Source organism: Brevibacillus brevis NBRC 100599 (genome assembly GCF_000010165.1).
Lineage (GTDB): Bacteria > Bacillota > Bacilli > Brevibacillales > Brevibacillaceae > Brevibacillus > Brevibacillus brevis_D.
The window spans coordinates 2,801,145-2,819,924 of the sequence record NC_012491.1; the positions used below are offsets into that span (position 1 = coordinate 2,801,145).

14 protein-coding genes and 1 pseudogene are annotated in these 18,780 nt (G+C 47.2%); 9 read left to right on the top strand and 6 right to left on the bottom strand.

What is annotated here, in order from left to right:
• From BBR47_RS13820 to ybaK, 3 genes are all read left to right on the top strand, one after another.
• Positions 1-291 (top strand): hypothetical protein, encoded by a 291-nt coding sequence (locus tag BBR47_RS13820; protein WP_015891016.1) that lies wholly within the window; start codon positions 1-3, stop codon positions 289-291.
• A 179-nt stretch (positions 292-470) separates the two neighbouring features.
• Positions 471-2,048: a glutathione ABC transporter substrate-binding protein gene (locus BBR47_RS13825; protein ID WP_015891017.1), complete on the top strand. Its 1,578-nt coding sequence runs from the start codon at positions 471-473 to the stop codon at positions 2,046-2,048.
• A 115-nt stretch (positions 2,049-2,163) separates the two neighbouring features.
• Complete coding sequence (gene ybaK, locus BBR47_RS13830; RefSeq protein ID WP_015891018.1) at positions 2,164-2,643, top strand: Cys-tRNA(Pro) deacylase; 480 nt, start codon at positions 2,164-2,166, stop codon at positions 2,641-2,643.
• A 40-nt stretch (positions 2,644-2,683) separates the two neighbouring features.
• Here ybaK and BBR47_RS13835 read toward each other — a convergent pair whose 3' ends face one another.
• Complete coding sequence (locus BBR47_RS13835; RefSeq protein WP_015891019.1) at positions 2,684-3,508, bottom strand: hypothetical protein; 825 nt, start codon at positions 3,506-3,508, stop codon at positions 2,684-2,686.
• 180 nt (positions 3,509-3,688) lie between these two features.
• Between BBR47_RS13835 and BBR47_RS13840 the strand changes: the two genes are divergently transcribed.
• Together BBR47_RS13840 and BBR47_RS13845 are read left to right on the top strand one after the other, a co-directional pair.
• Positions 3,689-4,714, top strand: a complete 1,026-nt coding sequence (locus tag BBR47_RS13840; RefSeq protein WP_015891020.1) for a helix-turn-helix transcriptional regulator — start codon at positions 3,689-3,691, stop codon at positions 4,712-4,714.
• Between the two features lie 188 nt (positions 4,715-4,902).
• Entirely contained in the window at positions 4,903-5,694 is a 792-nt protein-coding gene (locus BBR47_RS13845; protein ID WP_015891021.1) for an SDR family NAD(P)-dependent oxidoreductase, read from the top strand.
• Between the two features lie 113 nt (positions 5,695-5,807).
• On the opposite strand, the gene BBR47_RS13850 is transcribed toward BBR47_RS13845, so the two are convergent.
• Complete coding sequence (locus BBR47_RS13850) at positions 5,808-6,710, bottom strand: LysR family transcriptional regulator (RefSeq protein ID WP_015891022.1); 903 nt, start codon at positions 6,708-6,710, stop codon at positions 5,808-5,810.
• Between the two features lie 124 nt (positions 6,711-6,834).
• Between BBR47_RS13850 and gltB the strand changes: the two genes are divergently transcribed.
• The 3 genes from gltB to BBR47_RS13865 all read left to right on the top strand — a co-directional run bounded on the left by gltB (position 6,835) and on the right by BBR47_RS13865 (position 14,009).
• Positions 6,835-11,448: a glutamate synthase large subunit gene (gltB, locus tag BBR47_RS13855; protein WP_015891023.1), complete on the top strand. Its 4,614-nt coding sequence runs from the start codon at positions 6,835-6,837 to the stop codon at positions 11,446-11,448.
• A gap of 135 nt (positions 11,449-11,583) precedes the next feature.
• The gene (locus BBR47_RS13860; RefSeq protein WP_041749412.1) at positions 11,584-13,518 is read left to right on the top strand and encodes a hypothetical protein; all 1,935 of its coding nucleotides are present in this window, start codon (positions 11,584-11,586) and stop codon (positions 13,516-13,518) included.
• A gap of 14 nt (positions 13,519-13,532) precedes the next feature.
• Entirely contained in the window at positions 13,533-14,009 is a 477-nt protein-coding gene (locus BBR47_RS13865) for a YfbM family protein (RefSeq protein WP_015891025.1), read from the top strand.
• A gap of 58 nt (positions 14,010-14,067) precedes the next feature.
• Here the strand turns inward: BBR47_RS13865 and BBR47_RS13870 are convergent, their stop codons facing one another.
• Positions 14,068-14,346, bottom strand: a complete 279-nt coding sequence (locus tag BBR47_RS13870) for a glycine zipper domain-containing protein (RefSeq protein WP_015891026.1) — start codon at positions 14,344-14,346, stop codon at positions 14,068-14,070.
• Positions 14,347-14,457: 111 nt separating this feature from the next.
• Here BBR47_RS13870 and BBR47_RS30875 point away from each other — a divergent pair.
• Positions 14,458-14,580: pseudogene (locus BBR47_RS30875) on the top strand (VOC family protein); the annotation flags it as partial.
• A 93-nt stretch (positions 14,581-14,673) separates the two neighbouring features.
• Here the strand turns inward: BBR47_RS30875 and BBR47_RS13875 are convergent.
• From BBR47_RS13875 to BBR47_RS13885, 3 genes are all read right to left on the bottom strand, one after another.
• Positions 14,674-16,002, bottom strand: coding sequence for a GntP family permease (locus BBR47_RS13875; RefSeq protein WP_015891027.1), 1,329 nt, complete (start codon positions 16,000-16,002; stop codon positions 14,674-14,676).
• Positions 16,003-16,027: 25 nt separating this feature from the next.
• Positions 16,028-17,569 (bottom strand): gluconokinase, encoded by a 1,542-nt coding sequence (gntK, locus tag BBR47_RS13880; protein ID WP_041749414.1) that lies wholly within the window; start codon positions 17,567-17,569, stop codon positions 16,028-16,030.
• Between the two features lie 195 nt (positions 17,570-17,764).
• Positions 17,765-18,631: a MurR/RpiR family transcriptional regulator gene (locus BBR47_RS13885; RefSeq protein WP_015891029.1), complete on the bottom strand. Its 867-nt coding sequence runs from the start codon at positions 18,629-18,631 to the stop codon at positions 17,765-17,767.
• Between the last annotated feature and the right edge of the window lie 149 nt (positions 18,632-18,780).

The following is an 18,780-nucleotide window of genomic DNA, read 5'->3' on the forward strand; positions in this document are numbered from 1 at the left end:
ATGGAGGAGTTATATTCCTTTACCGAAAAGCTGACTGATTGGCAGGAACGCTTGTTGCTCAAAGGAATTCATAAACTTGACAGACAAGATTTGCAAGAGCTGAAAAAACTGCAAGAGCTCGCGACCGAATACGATATGAGCTTTCTCGGCTCATTGATCGAAGACCTGCATGTAGAGGGCAATCGCTATTTGCAGGAAGTAAAAACGGATGCGGAGTTGCTAACGCAGCAGTATTTGTATGTGGTGCAGTACATCAATATGATGAAAAAGCCTTTGACGCGATCATTGTAATAGAGTCCAGTGAAGAAAGAGAGATTCTTGAGGAGTCTCTCTTTTTTTTGTTTATTTATCAAGTTGTAAAGAAACTGAAAATAAAGGTAAACAAAGTGAAAATATAATAACTGAATATTGTCTAAAATAAAATATGTTTGAATGCTAAAACATTTGCAACAAGAATTGGGGGAACACAGATGAAAAAGAAGAGCTTTTATCACACGCTGATCGCCATGATAATCGCGGTATCTGCGGCTATGGCTGGGTGTTCGTCAGGGCAGGATACGGCGACTAGCGCCGGACAAGCAGGGGGTACTACGGAAGCTGGCAAAACAGGAGGAACCCTCGTCATCGCGCGTCTGTCCGATGCGAACAACCTCGACCCGCATTTCCTGTCCCAAATCCCTTCAGCAGCAATCATTCATCACAAAGTATACGAAGGGCTTGTCCGCATGGATAAAGAAAGCAAATACGTACCATCCCTCGCTAGTGAGTGGAAGCAGCTCGATGACTTGACGTGGGAGTTCAAGCTACGTCAAGGAGTGACGTTCCATGATGGCGCACCTTTCAATGCGGAAGCGGTTAAAGCAACGATCGCTCGCGTTCAAGACCCTGCCGTTGGCTCCAGTCGGATTAATATGTTTGAAGCTATCAAAGAAGTGAAGGTAGTAGATGAGTACACGGTACAATTTATTCTAAATTACCCGTACGCACCGGTCTTGTCTGTTTTGGCGAGTGCAGAGGGAAGCATTATCAGCCCGAAAGCCATTGAACAATACGGAAAAGAATTGAGCAAGCATCCAACCGGTACAGGCCCGTACAAATTTGAAAAATGGACGCCCGGTCAAGAAGTGGTTCTTGTGAGAAACGATAGCTACTATGGCGGTAAACCAAATTTGGATAAAGTCGTTTTCAAAACCGTACCGGAAGACACAACTCGCCTTGCCATGGTTGAGACAGGAGAAGTTCAAGTGGCAGAAAACCTGCCTGTGACGGACATCGATCGCGTACAAAACTCCCCATCCATGCAATTGGGGCGTTATCCTGGTTTCTCTGTCGATCACATCGGATTGAATACAAAGAAAAAGCCGTTTGATGATGTGCGTGTCCGCCAAGCCATTGCCCACGCAATCGACAAGAAAACCATTATTGAAGGTGTTTACAACAATGTGGGAACACCAGCTCACTCCTCGATTACACCAGCGATGGTTGGGTACAGCCCGAATGTAAAAGACATTCCGTATGATGTCGAGAAAGCGAAACAATTGCTAGCAGAGGCTGGATATCCAAACGGCTTCAAAGCAAAAATCGCGTTGAATGATAACAAAGCACGGATTAGCGTCGCCGAGGTTTTGCAGCAACAGCTCAAGCCAATCGGGATTGACCTGCAACTGGATGTGATGGAATTCGGGGCTTATATCGATGCAGCTTCCAAAGGGGAGACTGACCTGTTCATGAGTGGATGGGGAAATGCTACGGGCGATGCCGATTACAACCAATCGAACCTATATCACTCGAAAGCACATGGCGCACCTGGTAACCATTCCTTCTACAACAATCCGGAAGTAGACAAGCTGATTGACGAAGGACGCCGAGAAACAGACGCAGAAAAACGGAAGCAACTCTATGAAAAAGCACAACAAATCGAAATGAACGAAGCACCGCTTATTCCGTTCCGATTCTCCGAGACCTTGGCGGCGATTCAAAAGAATGTACAAGGGGTATGGATTAGCCCAGCAGGTCATATCGAGATTGACGAAGTAACGATTCAATAAGACGAGGCGCCGCTGACATGCTTGTGTCAGTGTCGTTTTTTGGTTGAAAAGTAGAACGGCATCCCCTAAGATAGATTATATTTTGTTGACCAGCGTGTAGCGGAGGTGGAATGGCGTGAAGCAAGGAAAAACGAATGCAATGCGGATATTGGATAAAGAAAAAATCGCATACACCATGCTAACGTATGCAACGGATGATGGAAAAATAGACGGAATCGCTGTCGCCCAAAAGATCGGTCGCGAAGAGAGCGTTGTCTATAAAACATTGATTTCACAAGGGACGAGCAAATTGTATTATGTGTTTGTCATTCCCGTTGAAGCTGAGCTTGATCTCAAAAAAGCGGCGAAAGCAGTCGGCGAAAAGAAGATCGAGATGATTCCCGTGAAAGAAATCACGAAAGTATCTGGCTACATTCGTGGTGGATGTTCGCCAGTTGGGATGAAGAAATTGTTTCCGACGGTGATCGATCAACGAGCACAATCGTTAGAGACGATCATTGTCAGTGGTGGAAACATTGGCGTCCAGATCGAGATGGCAGTAGAGGGTTTGTTACAAGCAACGAAAGGTTCCTTGGCAGATGTATCTGCAATTTAAAGCAAAAAGGCCACGGCATTAGCTGAGGCCTTTTTGCTGTTTATGAAAAAAGTCCCGTCCAAACGTGGATAGGGGTGTCACATGAGCAGCAGTTCAATTCACCAGCAAGATAAGGAAGGTGGGCAAGCAGCGTTTTATCCTCAATCGCAAGTGCATTTTGGTATAATCTCTGAAGTCCGCTGTCGTTTGTCGTGTCCGGTCTTTTGGTGATGATTGAAAGTCTGTTCGCTTTCTCATGAAAAACGGGGTCTTCTTCGTAACCGTACAAGACATCCTCGTTCTCATCTGGCCATATATAGATAGACTGATCACACGTCGGACACACCGTTACATATTCGTCACCCGCAGAAAAGGTGAGAAGCATGTTGGCAATGTCTTTGTCCCCACGAAACGCAGCGTCCGCAGCTAGTATGTAGCGCTTGTCTGCATCGTGCTCTCCCGTCCGTGCTAGGTGAAGGATGGATTCTGTCTTCGCGGTCAACGAGAGAATGGCATGTCGGTATTCACGATTGATCTCTCTGATGGTCTCTTGATCCAATAATGGTGGCTGATAGCGTAAAAACTCCGCTGGCACATCCACAAGAGGCGCATTTTTGCTACTGGCTTCGAAAATGCCGCAGGTTATGAAGATGTCTAACAAAATAGCGGGGCTCTCTGTTTTTCGTGCGATCTCTACTAAATAGGGGAAAGCAGCATATGTACATGGATAAATCGTATTTTGATGATACAGAAGCTCCCAATACAACTCTTCTTTTTCGTCGGAAAAATAGTCGTGCATTATATGCTGGATGAGCGCAGGGATTCGATCAGAAAAACCATAAGGGCCTTGTAGCTTACCCCATACAGGACTTGCGAAATCTAGCATAAGAACATCACCTTTCTTACTGAAATGTGACACTATTCCCATATCATAGTAAAACTTTCCGCATACCGCTAGATTTGAATCGCAAAATGTGGAGGCGTCAAATAACGGGTACGATCACCTTCATGTATACTTAGGGATAAGCGGAACGAATCGGTAAGCAATTAAAGGAGATCCAACGTAATGAAATCAGACCGAATAAAATTCCCGGCGGGATTTTGGGCGGGATTACAACGACTAGGGATTGCCCCACACGACCTAGCTCGGAAAGCGTGCCTTCCGCTCACCATTCTTACAGAACCAGCCGTAGTCACCACCGCTCAATATTTCAGAATCTGGCAAGCGTATTCCGATCTCGTTGGTGATATTGCTACGGGAATCATCAAGCTTTCAACCAGTTTTGAAACGGCACTTTATCCACCGACTGTTTTAGCGACCTACCATGCTCGTGACTATCGCGACGCGCTTTATCGAATGGCCCGATACAAACAACTGTGCCCTCCGGAAAGATTGCGTATAACAGAGGAGGGAGAGCGCTGTACAATCGACTTGGAATGGATGCACAGCGAGCAGCCCGGACCACCAGTCCTGATTGGAACCACGCTCGCCTTTCTTCTAGAACTTGGACGACGGGGCACGGGCAAGCGTTTAACTGCTCAGTCCGTGGAATTTTCTCACGCGATGGGGGATGTAACTGCACTTGAAGCTTACTTCGGTTGCCCGATACGGAATGGTGCCACTGATAACCGTTTAACCCTCCATCGACGCGATCTGGACCGACCCTTTCTTTCGTATAACAAAGAATTGTTGGAGATATTGACACCTGTATTGGACCGATCATTAGATGAACAGGGTAGTCATTCTGTTGCTGAGAAGGTCAAGTGGATCTTGAAGCGAAGTCTAACCGGAGGCCGCCTTGATATTCAAGCAGTTGCCAGCGAGCTGGGCATGAGCGATCGTACCTTGCAACGCCGTCTTGCGGATGAAAGCACAACGTTCAAGCAACTGTTGACACAGGCTCGGCATGAACAGGCACGAGAATACTTGGCCGACCCCAAGCTCGATATAAAAGAAGTGGCTTTTTTACTTGGATATGAAGATCAGAACTCATTCTACCGGGCCTTTCGCCTTTGGGAAGGCGATACACCTTCAAACTGGCGTTCCGAATACTTTCGGGTCAATCCACCCGTCATAGAATTTCTAACCTAACCCGTTCCAAGCAGGGCTACCAATTTCCCGGTTTTCATATTTGGCGGGTTCAGCAAGAAAATTGGCATCGTACGCTAGTTACCGAACGATCCAGACAAAGTACGATAATCTCTATCCGGAGCACAAGGATGTTCCAAGATGAACTTCTAGTCAGCTTTCCGTGAATGACTACAAAGGAGACAAGTGTTATGGATATGGGATTACGGAACAAAACTGCTTTGGTAACGGGATCAACGAAAGGGATTGGGAAAGCAATTGCCATTGAGCTTGCCAGAGAAGGCGCCAATGTTCTTGTAAATGGACGGAATGATGAAGAGGTAGAACGAATCGTAAATGAATTAAAGGCGGAATTCCCGGCTACTTCACCTCAGAATGCTACGGCCGATATAGTGGATCGACAGCAAAGAGAAGCTTTATTTGAGAAATATCCCAATGTTGATATTCTTGTTAACAATATGGGGATTTATGAAATCATGTCCTATGAAGACGTTGACGATGAAGTATGGGAAAAATACTTCCGAACCAATGTCCTTGCCGCGAATGGATTATCTAAATTTTACTTGCCTAACATGTTGAAGAACAATTTTGGACGAATCATCTTTATCGCAAGTGAAGAAGCGATTATGCCTTCAGGGCAAATGCCTCAGTATTGCATGACGAAATCGATGCTATTATCCCTGTCAAAAAGCCTATCCAAACGAACGAGAGGAACAGAAGTTACATCCAATACAATCATGCCAGGACCAACGCTTTCCGAAAATGTCTATCAAATCATTGATAGCTTGTTTCCTGATGATCTGGCATTTTCGGAAAAAGAAAATCAATTTATGGCAGCAAACCTGCCGCAATCCGAATTACAGCGGTTTATCAAGCCTTTTGAAATTGGCAGGCTGGTAGCATTTGTATCCAGTCCTTATGCAACCGCATTTAAAGGCTCACCAATCCGTATGGACGGGGGCATGGTGCCAACTATTTTTTAAAATACCGAGATCGACGCGGCCAGGCGCCAGTGGATCCAGCAAATGGAAAATTCCTGTAACTGAATGAAGATACACAAAAGTCCTGATGCATTTGTTCATCAGGACTTTTTCCGTTAACTATACTTACTCAGCACATCAAAAAACTCTTTCAGAAAATGATAAAAAAGCTTTTCAGAGGGGGGAAGCTCACGGTTGTTCGGGATGATAATGCCTACTGTTCGCGTCACCAATGGCTCACTTATCGGGATTTTTACTGTCTCACGAGGAACGTTATCCGTTAACGTAAGCTCTGGTAACAAAGTGACGCCTAAGCCTGCCGCTACCAACCCTTTAATGGCATCGATATCTTCTCCTTCAAAAGCAACTTTAGGAGAAAAGCCCATTTGTGAGCAAGCATTGACAGCGATATTGCGCAGGATGAAACCGGGTGGAAACAACACAAAAGTATCTTCCTGCAACTGACTGAGACGCAAGCTTGATTGTTTGGACAGCGGGTGCTTCGCGGGCAGCAACGCGACGATATTTTCAGCGAAGAAGATGTAGCTGCGCACATTTTTCTCATGAGTGGGAACAGGCCCAAGAAAAGCCAAGTCGATTTCACCATGGATGACCGAGTCGATCAGCCCTTGATAAGAGCCTTGCTTCAATTGAAAGCCGATGTCCGGATAACGCGCTCGAAAACCGGAGATGACCGTCGGAAGGGGATTGGCGGCAAGGCTACTTGTAAAACCAACACGAATCGTACCTCGAGACGGGTCAAGGAACTCCTCGATCTTTTCTTTCGCTTTCTCGATTTCGTTCATCGCCATTTCGACGTGCTGCAAAAAGATTTTTCCGACTGCCGTCAGCTTGATATTGCGACCTTCGCGGAGGAACAGTGACACACCGAGCTCCTCCTCCAGATTGGCGATTTGCCGACTGAGGGCAGATTGAGCGACGTGCAAATGATGGGAGGCCTCGGTGAAGTGCTCCCGTTTGGCAACCTCGATAAAGTATTGAATCTGTCGTAGCTCCATGAATACCCCCACCTTACCCATTCATCTCGATTTGAGATAGATTTTGCATAAATTATATATTGTTTGTATCGTTTCACTCAATCTAAAATGTACATACCAGAGAGAGCAAGGAGAGTGGAGATACATGACGACACAAGGAATGCCTGCTAAGCAAGGTCTGTACGATCCGATTTTCGAACATGACGCTTGCGGAATTGGTTTTATTGCCAATTTGAAATCCAAATCGACGCATGATATGGTCCGAAAGGGTCTGAAAATTCTGTGCCAACTGGAACACCGCGGCGGTCAAGGCAGTGATCCGGAAACGGGAGACGGTGCCGGAATCTTAACGCAAATTCCACACGCCTTTTTCAAAAAGACCTGTAAAGAGCTGAATATCACGCTACCGCACCCAGGCAAATACGGTGTAGGTATGCTGTTTCTTCCAATGGACGAAGCGAAACGGCAAAAGTATGAAGAGCAGCTGGAGGAGATTGTCGCAGCAGAGGGACAAAAGCTGCTCGGCTGGAGAACCGTTCCTGTCGATGCGACGAAAATCGGCAAAACGGCTGTAGCGAGTCAGCCGTATGTCCGCCAAGTATTCATCGGAGCCAGCTCGAATATGCAGGACCAAATGGCATTTGAACGGAAGCTGTACGTCATTCGCAAGCAGGTGGAACGGGCAACAGGTGCTGATTTTTACGCCGCCTCCATGTCTTCGCGTACGATTGTCTATAAAGGATTGCTCACACCAGGACAACTGGATGCTTTTTATCTAGATTTGCAAGATAATTCTTACACTTCTGCCTTCTCAGTCGTTCACTCCCGGTTCAGTACGAACACATTCCCTACATGGGAGAGGGCACACCCGAATCGTTATTTGATTCACAACGGGGAAATCAACACCTTGCAAGGAAACATGAACTGGATGATGGCTCGTGAGAAAATGTTCCAGTCCGATGCGTTTGGTGCTGATTTGGCAAAAGTGGTGCCAGTCATTGATATGTTGGGTAGTGATTCGGCGATTTTAGATAACTGCGTGGAGTTTTTCTCGCTGGCAGGTCGCTCCTTGCCACATGTCGCAATGATGATGATTCCTGAACCGTGGGATCAGGATGAGCAAATCGACGAAAATAAGAAAGCTTTTTACGAGTATCACAGCTGCCTCATGGAGCCGTGGGATGGTCCAACAGCTATTTCTTTTACGGATGGCAGAATCATCGGCGCGATTCTCGACCGAAATGGCTTGCGACCGGCGAGATACTATGTGACGTCCGATGATACCATCATTTTCTCATCGGAGGTTGGCGTTCTCGAAGTACCAGATGAAACGATTGTTCAGAAAGGCCGGCTGAGTCCGGGACGGATGTTGCTTGTCGATCTCGAGGAAGGCAGAATCGTTTCTGACCAGGAAATCAAGCAAAAAATCGCAAGCGAACAGCCATACCGGGAGTGGGTGAAAAACAACCTACATGCTATCGAGGATTTGCCGTCAGCGGGTCGCATGGAGGAGCTGCAAGGAGATAGCTTGCTTGCGTATCAAAAAGCATTTGGTTATACACAGGAGGAAGTCGACAAGGTACTTGCCCCGATGGTGGCTGAGCAGAAAGACCCCATTGGTTCGATGGGCGTAGACACACCACTCGCGGTACTGTCTGATCGCGCACAGCTCTTGTACCACTATTTCAAACAGTCTTTCGCCCAAGTCACGAATCCGCCGATCGATGCGTTGCGGGAGGCTTGCGTCACATCGACCCACACTGTACTTGGCGCGGAAGGAAACCTGCTTGCACCAGATGCGAGCAATTGCCGCAGAATTCGTTTGTCCAATCCGTTGATCTCTAATCAAGAGCTGGCGAAGCTTCGCGCGAACCCATACCAAGAGTTCAAGGCAAAAACATTGTCGATACTCTTCCCGGCCCAAGGGGGCGAACACGGGCTAGAACTGGCACTTGATCAAATGTTCGCTGCGGCGGATGAAGCGATTGCTGCCGGCTACACCTTGCTGATTTTATCAGATCGCGGAATGAATCAAGAGTTGGCCGCGATGCCTGCCTTGCTGGCTGGAAGTGGACTTCACCATCATCTCGTCCGCGCAGGGACACGTACCAAAGCGAGCATCATCATAGAATCCGGTGAACCGCGTGATGTACACCAGTTTGCCATGCTGATTGGGTACGGTGCCGATGCGATCAACCCATACGTCGCCATCTCAACGGTAAGCAATCTGGCTGTATCGGCAAAGCTGAAGGAGATTACGAGCGACGAAGCAGTCGAGGTTTACCTGCAAACAGCCGTTGAAGGTGTCGTAAAAGTCATGTCCAAGATGGGCATTTCGACCATTCAGAGCTACCGTGGCGCACAAATTTTTGAAGCGGTGGGCATTCATTCTGCCGTCATCGATCGCTATTTTAGCCGTACCCCTTCTCAGATTTCGGGGATTGGACTGGATGTAATTGCGCAAGAGACTTTGATTCGCCATGCAAAAGCATTTTTGCCGGAGCATTCCGAGGAAGGATTGGAGGCAGGCAGTGATTTTCAGTTCCGCCGTGACGGTGAGTTTCACTTGTTCAACCCAAAGACGGTTCATGCCCTGCAAAAAGCTTGTCGGGAAGGTAGCTATGAGCAGTACAAAATCTATGCAGAGCAAGCGACAGCCCAGCAATTCGTAGCCCTGCGGCATTTGCTCGATTTCAAGTCCAATCGGCAGCCGATTCCGCTGAGTGAGGTAGAATCTGTTGATTCCATTGTTCATCGTTTTAAAACGGGGGCGATGTCATACGGCTCTCTCAGCAAGGAAGCACATGAGACCTTAGCAATCGCTATGAACCGTTTGGGTGCGAAAAGCAACAGCGGGGAAGGCGGGGAAGATTCGGCGCGTTACATCATGGATGAAAACGGAGATTTGCGACGCAGTGCCATCAAGCAGGTCGCATCCGGACGCTTTGGCGTATCCAGTCATTACTTGGTCAATGCCGCTGAGATCCAGATCAAGATGGCACAGGGGGCAAAGCCGGGCGAAGGCGGTCAATTGCCAGGAAGCAAGGTCTACCCATGGATTGCTGAAGTACGCGGATCGACACCAGGAGTTGGACTCATTTCGCCGCCTCCTCATCACGATATTTACTCGATTGAGGATTTGGCACAGCTGATTTTTGACTTGAAAAATGCGAATCCGCGAGCACGAATCAGCGTGAAGCTCGTATCCAAGGCGGGAGTTGGAACGATTGCGGCTGGTGTGGCGAAAGGTCTTGCAGATGTCATTGTGGTCAGTGGACACGATGGCGGCACAGGTGCTTCCCCAAAATCAAGCATCAAGCACGCAGGATTGCCATGGGAACTCGGCCTTGCAGAGACACACCAGACGCTCTTGCTGAACCAGCTGCGCGACCGTGTGGTTCTGGAAACCGATGGCAAACTAATGACGGGACGCGATGTCGTCATTGCAGCTTTGCTCGGAGCGGAGGAGTTCGGCTTCGCTACAGCTCCACTTGTTTCCATTGGTTGTGTCATGGCTCGTGTTTGCCACCTCGATACATGTCCAGTGGGTGTGGCCACACAAAATCCCGAGCTTCGCAAACGGTTTAAAGGCGATCCGCAGCATGCCGTGAATTTCATGCGTCTCGTTGCCCGCGAAGTTCGTGAGATCATGGCGGAGCTGGGGTATCACTCCATCGAGTCGATGATTGGTCAGAGCCATGTCCTGAAGATGAACGACAAGGCAAAAGAACATTGGAAAGCCAAGCACATTGATTTGTCTGCGCTCTTGTTCCATCCGGATGTCTCCGAGAATGTGGGCCGCTATCATCAGCGCAACCAAGATCACAAGCTGGAAGAAACGCTGGATCGTCAAAAACTGCTCAAGCTGTGCAAGCCAGCATTGAGTAAACAGCAGCAGGTAGAGGCAAAGCTCGCCATCACCAATACGAATCGCGTGGTCGGTACGATCTTGGGCAGTGAGGTAACCAAACGCTTTGGCGAGCACGGTCTGCCGGAGGATACCATCCGCCTGCATTTTACGGGTTCGGCAGGTCAAAGCTTCGGGGCATTTGTTCCACGAGGGATCACGCTTCATCTCGAGGGAGATGCAAATGACTACGTCGGAAAAGGGTTGTCTGGCGGCAAAATAACGGTCGCACCATCGAAAAACAGCAAATTCGCTCCCGAACACAACATGATTATCGGTAACGTTGCGTTCTATGGAGCGACCTCTGGAGAAGCGTATATCAACGGCATGGCTGGTGAGCGTTTCTGCGTGCGCAACAGCGGAGTGACGGCAGTCGTTGAGGGAGTAGGCGACCATGGCTGCGAGTACATGACTGGGGGACGCGTCGTCGTTCTCGGCCCCGTCGGCAAAAACTTTGCAGCAGGCATGTCAGGTGGTACTGCTTACGTGCTGGCTGAGGATAAAGAGAAATTTGCTGCGATGTGTAATCAGGAGATGGTACTCCTGGAGTCATTGGAAGATCAACAAGAAATCGCTCGAGTCAAACGCTTGCTAGAGAACCACGTCAACCACACAGGTAGCCGTCATGCACAAGCTTTGCTCGATGAGTGGGAACGAACCGTCCAACAGTTTGTCAAAGTCATTCCAAAAGATTACAAGCAAATCGTCTCCACAATGGAGGAGTTGGAGAAATCCGGCATGAAGCGCCAAGAGGCGATATTGGCAGCTTTTGAAATGAGTCAGAAGAAAGGCGATGCCAAAGCCCCGAAAAAGAAAGCCAGCGAGCAATCCTATGTTTCAGTGGGGAAATAAGGAGTTGGCCGATGACTTATTTTGTGAGTCGTCGGCCTTTCTTCGTGTTCATTCAAACAGATTGGGAATAAAGACAGAATTTGATATGATAAGAAAAGATTAGATTCTATAAATGATTGTATGGCAGGTGACGGGATGTTTTTCCAAAATCACGAATCGCAATCAAGTTATCGGCAAACCCCTGAAAATTATTCGCTATCCCCAACCCCAAAAAGCGCTGCACCCCATGTCTTACAGCTCGCCAAAAAAATCGGAAACAAAGCCATGATCCAGTTACATCAAAAGCAAAGAAATAACCAACCGGTCATACAAGGCAAATTTAAGGATATTGAACCAACCGATTACACAAAAGATGAGTATGCTAACAATCCAAATAACGAAGGTCAATTTACTGCTGTTCGAGCAGATAAAGGCCTCCCTACCTTTTTGGGCGTATTGAAAGATACATATGGAGAGGACAACGTAAATAAAAACTTCTTTTCCAAGACAGAAGTATTAGGAGATACATGTGATCGTCCTCATTCCGTTACTGCTATCGTAAAAAAAGGCACATCGAGAAAGGATCGTAAAGGCGATTCTGTTGTAAGTGCGATTGGCAATCTGGGTACAGAAGAGCGATTGATACGGGATGGAAAAAATGCTGCAGCCAAAACCGCATACGATGGGGGGCACTTGGTCGGTTATCAGATTGTACGAGGAATCGAAGCGAACCAAGCGTGGAATATAGCCCCGCAGGATGTGAAAAACAACGAGCATTCCTATAACAATACGATTGAAAAAATGCTACGTGGAGCGGCAAGATATACGGAGTATACATACTCTGTTGAGGTGAAATACGATCAATGGAACTTTCGTGTGGATCAAGAACAATTGGTTAAGCTAGGTGCTTTGAAGCAAGTCGATTCAACGAAGCCATGGGAAATTCAGCTACCAGTCAGGATTCCGTTTAAATGGGATGCTAAGGCGGAAATGAGCAAGAAAGATGAAGAGAATTGGAAATTTGCCAGTCCAACAGAGGGAGAGTCTTCTTTCGAACAGTTTTCTCAAACAATGGATGAAGGGAATTTGGATTTTACGAGAAAAAGCCACACAGCAAGATTTAATCTCGCATTTTCCGATAAGGACGGAAATGAGGAGCTCTATGACATTGATTCCAACAACTTCGAGGCGACGAAAGTGAAAGGGATTCGCTATTCTATGCATCAATCATTACCTACAGACTTTTTGAAAAATCAAAAACCGGTAGAATGGAAGGGAGACGAAGCGAATGCAGTAGCTCATTTTGGTGAGGTGAAAAAGGGGCAAGCTTCGTCCACCAATGTTTTGGAAATCATACCAGCCAAACTGAAACGAAACAAAATTCTTATCGATGAGATTGAAGAAATTGGTGATGTAGAAAAGCCAGAAAAAATGAGATTAATTCCAGAAGGCATTTCCCTGTTAGACGAACGAGACGAGAAAAAATGTCTATTTATTTATCAATTAAATAAAAACAAAATTCGAAATGAATACGAGATACTTAAGGAAATAGAGGCGGATTATTACCCATTTTTTGATGTACAACAAGAAGAAGAGGAAAGCTTTGAGAAAGAAAAAGAGGACTTCGATACCATAGCAAGTGAGTTCGCCATGTTGGTGGAAGAATTAGACAATAAGAAAGAGGATGAGATAGAGAGTGCTCAACAAAAAATGGCCCAGTATAACAAAATACTAGAGGCACAGACCTTAACTCTAACATGGATAAAAAACCATCGAATCGGAAGGGATTTATACAAGGACACAGTAAATGAGCTCTATCCTCTATATAAAGAGAAAATATTTCGTAGCTTACAAGTAGTGCATTCGATAACTGGGTATGATTTTGGCATGGAATATTATCATAATGACAAAAAAACAGACAGTAAAAACAAAACGAACAGAAATGGGAAAAGAACATTGGAGGCAAGGGAAGATAAGCGCAAAAAAAGAAAAGCTGATAAGGAACAACAAGAAGAAATGAAAAAGATGACCGAAGAAGCGAGAGGCAAGTATTTGCGAAAATCAGTAGAAGATTATTTAAATAAGAAGTAAGGGGGAGAAAAAGAATGGGTATGTGTGGCAATTACATGATAGCAAATGACGAGATGATCGATTCATGGATTGCAGGGACGATCGATTTATATGAGGTAGAGCTGAAAGAAGAGGATATGCTGGATATAGATAAAACGTGGCAAGCCATTCCCTATACTTTATGCGGAGAATTAATGGATGGAGAGCCTCCATTTTGCTATGTGGTACCTTTATTAACGGACCAAGCAGTTGAATTCGGAGAGTTTGGCGCATTCTATTTACATAGTGAACAGGTAAAAGCAGCGTATGAGGCCATTGCCAATATGTCCGAGTCAGCTCTAAAAGAGAAGTACCATTTTCCTACCTTGGTAGAAAATGATGTGTACCCACTTCACGAGGGAGATGAAGCGGAAGGATTTTTCGCGTACATGTTTCATCATTTTCAATCTATTCAAGCATTTTTTAAGCGAGCAGCAGAGAAAGAAAAAGGCCTTATTTTCTACATCAGCTAATGGAACGAGGTGCAGGTTTGCCCCTGCACCCCGTCTTGTGAAACAGAAGAAGCTTGCTTTATTCTGTTCGGTCTCTATTGGCATCATTATTCGTAGCACCAAACGTGTCATTGGCGTCAGCCGACACATTTTCCCCCATTTTGTTGCCAACTGCACCCCCGGCAACGGCACCTGCAATGGTACCAAGCGGACCTAAAATAGAACCTACAGCAGCACCTACTGCCGCACCGCCAACTGTTCCTACAGCTTCACCGGCTCCACTGCCTGTCATGTTCGCTTCGTCGTTGCCGATAGCATCGTTGTGATTGCGTTCGTTGTTCGTAGCCAAGATTGTCACTCCCTCGATTAGTGTTGGGAAGCTCTGCTATATCAAACGTGCAGCCCCAAGGCATAGTGTGTCCCAAACCTATCTTTTCATTCCAAAAAAAACCTTTAAGCAGGAGGAGCCGTATCTCCGCCTGGTTCTGTTGGCACTACGATCTTGCTTGCAAAAGCATCCAAACCTGAGCAAGAGCCATTTATCGGGAATCAGGCTGGCGGGAGAGTTTTTCTCTTTTTAAACACAGACGATTGCCAAACGAATGAAGTAGCAGGTTACCCAGCCAGAGAAAAACAGGTCTTACCTCCAGTGATATGGATGGAAAGACCTGTTTTTCATTTTGTGTTACACGATATAGGACAGTCCCATGATCAAAATAATTGCCACAACAGAAAGAATGGTCTCCATAACTGTCCACGTTTTCAGTGTATCTGGCACAGACATATTGAAGTATTCCTTGATCAGCCAGAAGCCGGAATCATTTACGTGAGACAGGATCAGGGAGCCAGAACCTGTTGCCAGTACCAAAAGCTCCGGGCTTGTTCCAGGGATTTGCAGCGCGATAGGACCTACGATACCGGCTGCCGTCATCATGGAGACGGTCGCAGAGCCAGTTGCCACACGGATCAGGGCCGCGATCAGCCAGCCCAGGAAAATAGGGGAGATCGCAGATGCCGTAGCAAGCTCGGCAATATAGTCACCCACACCGCTGTTCAGTAGAACTTTGTTAAATGCGCCACCTGCGCCGATGACGAGCAAGATTGTCGCAGTTGGAGCCAAGCAATCATTTGTGAATTTGAGAATATCGTCTTTGGTAAAACCACGGTTGAACCCGAGTGTCCAGAAGGAAACAATCACGGCAATCAACAGAGACGTAATCGGGCTTCCGATAAAATCTGCCCATTGGCGAATCGTATGTTCTTTTGGCAGAGTCACATCCGCAACCGTTGCAGACAACATCAACAGCACAGGGAGCAAGACGGTGAAGACGGTGATCCCAAAGCTAGGCAAGTCACGCTCGGATTTTGGCTCTGCCAACTGGGAAGCGAGCTCTGGAGAGATGCTGGCCTTGACTCTTTTGCTAATCCAGCTACCGTAGATCGGTCCTGCAATGATCGCGGAAGGCAGTGCGACAATGAGGGAGAGCAGAATCGTTTTACCGACATCTGCTTGGAACAGATCGACAGCGGCCATAGCAGCAGGGTGAGGCGGCACAATCCCGTGAACGATGGAAAGGCCGGCTACGAGCGGAATTCCGATTTTGACAAGGGAGACCCCTGTTTGTCTGGCAATCGTAAACACGAGCGGAATCAAGAGTACAAAACCAACCTGGAAAAATACCGGAACCCCTACGATAAACGCCACGAACATCATGGCCCAGTGTACGTTTTTCTCACCGAAGCGGTTGATGAGCGTACGGGCAATGCGCTCGGCACCGCCAGATTCGGCCATCATTTTGCCAAGCATAGTTCCCAAGGCTAGCACGATCGCGATAAAACCGAGAGTGCCACCCATCCCATCCTTGATGGAGTCCACAACTTTTACAAGCGGCATGCCGGATGCGATTCCCACAAAACCTGCGGCCAATAACAGTGCGATAAAGGGGTTCAGTTTGAAGCGGGTAATCAGAACGAGCAGGAAGACGATGGACAGCAGTGTAATGACGAGTGGCATGATGAACCCTCCCTAGTTGTTGTCTCTAGTTGTTCAACCGCTTTTGGAATTCGGCTATCAGCTTGTACTCTTCCAGCAGGTTGTAATAAACACGCTCGTATATATAGAAAAGCTCCAAATAGACACTGGATCGTTCCAAATCAGGCTCATGGCGATGCGAAATATGAATCATTTTTTTCACATCTTGCAAATGATCCATCGCTCCCAATGCATGCATCGCCAGAAGAGCGGCACCAAAGCTCGAGCTTTCATGACTCTCCGGAATCAGCACTTCATACCCGAACATATCGGACATGATCTGCCGCCATTCCCGCGAGCGGGCGAAACCACCCGATGCTCGGATTTCCTTGGCTCCACCTGCCAGATCGCGCAGGGCGATACCGATGCTGTAGACGCTAAACAAGATTCCTTCGAGAACAGCTCGGATAAAATGCTCGCGCTTATGATGCAGGCCGATACCGAAGAAGGAGCCTCTTGCTTGTGCGTTCCAGTACGGAGCTCGTTCGCCCGACAAAAAGGGGAGAAAGAGCAACCCGTCTGCACCAGCTCGAACATGCTCAGCAGCTTGGATCATAACATCGTAGGGATCAACGCCGAGCTGTTTGGCTTTTTCTACTTCGGGCCAACTGAATTCGTCTCGGAACCAGCGAAGCATGATCCCACCGTTGTTCGAGGGTCCACCTATCACCCAATGGTTTTCCGTCAGCACGTAGCAGAAAGTCCGTCCTTTTGGATCCGTGATCGGCTCTGGAACAACCGTTCTTACTGCGCCACTCGTGCCAATCGTGATGGCTACTTGTCCGGGGTCAATAGCTCCAATGCCGAGGTTTGCCAAAACCCCATCGCTCGCACCGACAACGAAAGGTGTATCTGGATCGATCCCGATCTCTTCCGCATAACGGATCTTCATTCCTCGCAGGATATGAGTAGTTGGTACAGGTTCACTGAGATGTTGCTTGGAAATGCCTGCGACTCGGAGTGCCTCCTCATCCCAGTCGAGCTTTCTCAGATTAAACAGCCCCGTAGCAGAAGCAATGGAGTAATCAACGATGTACTCACCAAACAGCCGATAAATGACATACTCTTTAATCGAAATAAACTTGGCTGCCCGCCGAAACGTATCCGGCAAGTTCTCCCGTAGCCACATGATTTTGGGCAGTGGAGACATGGGATGGATGGGCGTGCCCGTCGCTAAGTAAATCTGATGACCGACACCGTCGGCTTTTAGTCGATCTGCCTGTGCCACGCTCCGATTATCAGCCCAGATAATGCTATTCGTCAGGGGATTGCCACTCGGATCGACAGCGATCAAACTGTGCATGGCAGTAGAGAAGCCAATACCACCGATCTCGCTTTTAGCAATGCCTGCATGCTCCAGTGCTTGCTTCAATGCCTGAATGACAGCAGCAAAAATCGTCTCCGGCTCTTGCTCAGCCCAAGACGGCTGGGGAACGAGTAGCTGATAATCGATATTACCCGTACCGCGGATGGCACCGGAAGGAGTGAAAACAATTGCTTTGGTGCTGGTCGTACCGATATCAAGCCCGATAAAGTAGGTTTGCGTCATAGAAGTCACCCCTAATTGAATACGCTTTCAACGTGTTGTCATGGAGATAACGCGATTATATCGAAATTTTTTTCATTTGTTAAGCATAAAGAAAAAAATTATTTCATAATTGAACACTTTACACGTTGCTTGTATGATTTGCATTTTTCTCCTGCAAGTTGCAAGAGTAGGCAAGCAAAAGAAAAAACGCCTGATTTACAGGCGTTTGAGTGAAATAGCTTCGCGAATGTGCTGGATATTGGCGATCGTATCCTCCTGGCGCCGTAAGGATACGGCTACATAGAGCAGATCAATTAAGCTGAGCTGAGCAAGCCTGGACGACAGGGCTTCTGTACGAAATACCGTTTCGCGTGAAGTCGTGTACAAGCACATGTCTGCCAGGCGCACAAGAGGAGATTTTCCATAGCTCGTGATGCCGATTGTTTTTGCTCCGGCTTCCTTGGCAACCTGAAGGGCTGCCAAAATATCTTTATTGGACCCAGAATGGGAAATGCCTACAACGACAGCACCTTTGGTAAGCAGCGAGGCGGACATCACTTGATAGTGTGCATCAGAATGATAGAGACAAGGAATGCCTGTCCGCATAAATTTGTGGTACGCATCCTGTGCGATGACGGCTGAGCCTCCCGAGCCATAAAACTCGATCCGGCTTGCGTTTTCCAAACAGGAGACGATTTTCATTAGCTCATCTTTATTGATAATTTGCTGCGTATCCCGAATCGTCTCGATATTTGCTGTGAAAATTTTTTCAGCAATCGCACTGACGTCATCGTCGTCGAGGTTGATTTCTTGGTGAATCGTTTGCTTCGGATTCGTGACTTCACTCGCCAAGGCGATTTTGAATGCTTGGTAGCCGCGAAATCCAAGCCTGCGACACAGACGAAATACGGTAGCATCTGCACACTGGCATTGATCAGCTAGCTCCGTGATCGAGAAGTGAATAATTTCACTGGCATGCTCCAAAATATAGTCGGCGATCTGTTGTTCTTTCCCGCTTAATTGTGTATAGATGGCGCGTAATTGCGTGAGCACACGAGGAGCATGTGGGGTGGAAGCGTTCATCAATAGGTACCTCCTAACGTTCCATTGTGAATCTGTACTGATAGTATAAGGAAAATCAGACTCCTTTTCATAGGTTCGAAAAAATTTTCTCCATTTTTAATGAAAGATGAAAATTTTTGTCTTATAATACGTGGTAACGGATATGATCC

Bases quoted from the DNA above. Each gene is read 5' to 3' on its own strand.
- BBR47_RS13875 (WP_015891027.1), bottom strand. From the start codon at position 16,002: ATGCCACTCGTCATTACACTGCTGTCCATCGTCTTCCTGCTCGTTCTG.
- BBR47_RS13840 (WP_015891020.1), top strand. From the start codon at position 3,689: ATGAAATCAGACCGAATAAAATTCCCGGCGGGATTTTGGGCGGGATTA.
- BBR47_RS13820 (WP_015891016.1), top strand. From the start codon at position 1: ATGGAGGAGTTATATTCCTTTACCGAAAAGCTGACTGATTGGCAGGAA.
- gntK (WP_041749414.1), bottom strand. From the start codon at position 17,569: ATGACGCAAACCTACTTTATCGGGCTTGATATCGGTACGACCAGCACC.
- BBR47_RS13835 (WP_015891019.1), bottom strand. From the start codon at position 3,508: ATGCTAGATTTCGCAAGTCCTGTATGGGGTAAGCTACAAGGCCCTTAT.
- BBR47_RS13860 (WP_041749412.1), top strand. From the start codon at position 11,584: ATGTTTTTCCAAAATCACGAATCGCAATCAAGTTATCGGCAAACCCCT.
- BBR47_RS13850 (WP_015891022.1), bottom strand. From the start codon at position 6,710: ATGGAGCTACGACAGATTCAATACTTTATCGAGGTTGCCAAACGGGAG.
- BBR47_RS13845 (WP_015891021.1), top strand. From the start codon at position 4,903: ATGGATATGGGATTACGGAACAAAACTGCTTTGGTAACGGGATCAACG.
- BBR47_RS13865 (WP_015891025.1), top strand. From the start codon at position 13,533: ATGGGTATGTGTGGCAATTACATGATAGCAAATGACGAGATGATCGAT.
- BBR47_RS13885 (WP_015891029.1), bottom strand. From the start codon at position 18,631: ATGAACGCTTCCACCCCACATGCTCCTCGTGTGCTCACGCAATTACGC.
- BBR47_RS13825 (WP_015891017.1), top strand. From the start codon at position 471: ATGAAAAAGAAGAGCTTTTATCACACGCTGATCGCCATGATAATCGCG.
- gltB (WP_015891023.1), top strand. From the start codon at position 6,835: ATGACGACACAAGGAATGCCTGCTAAGCAAGGTCTGTACGATCCGATT.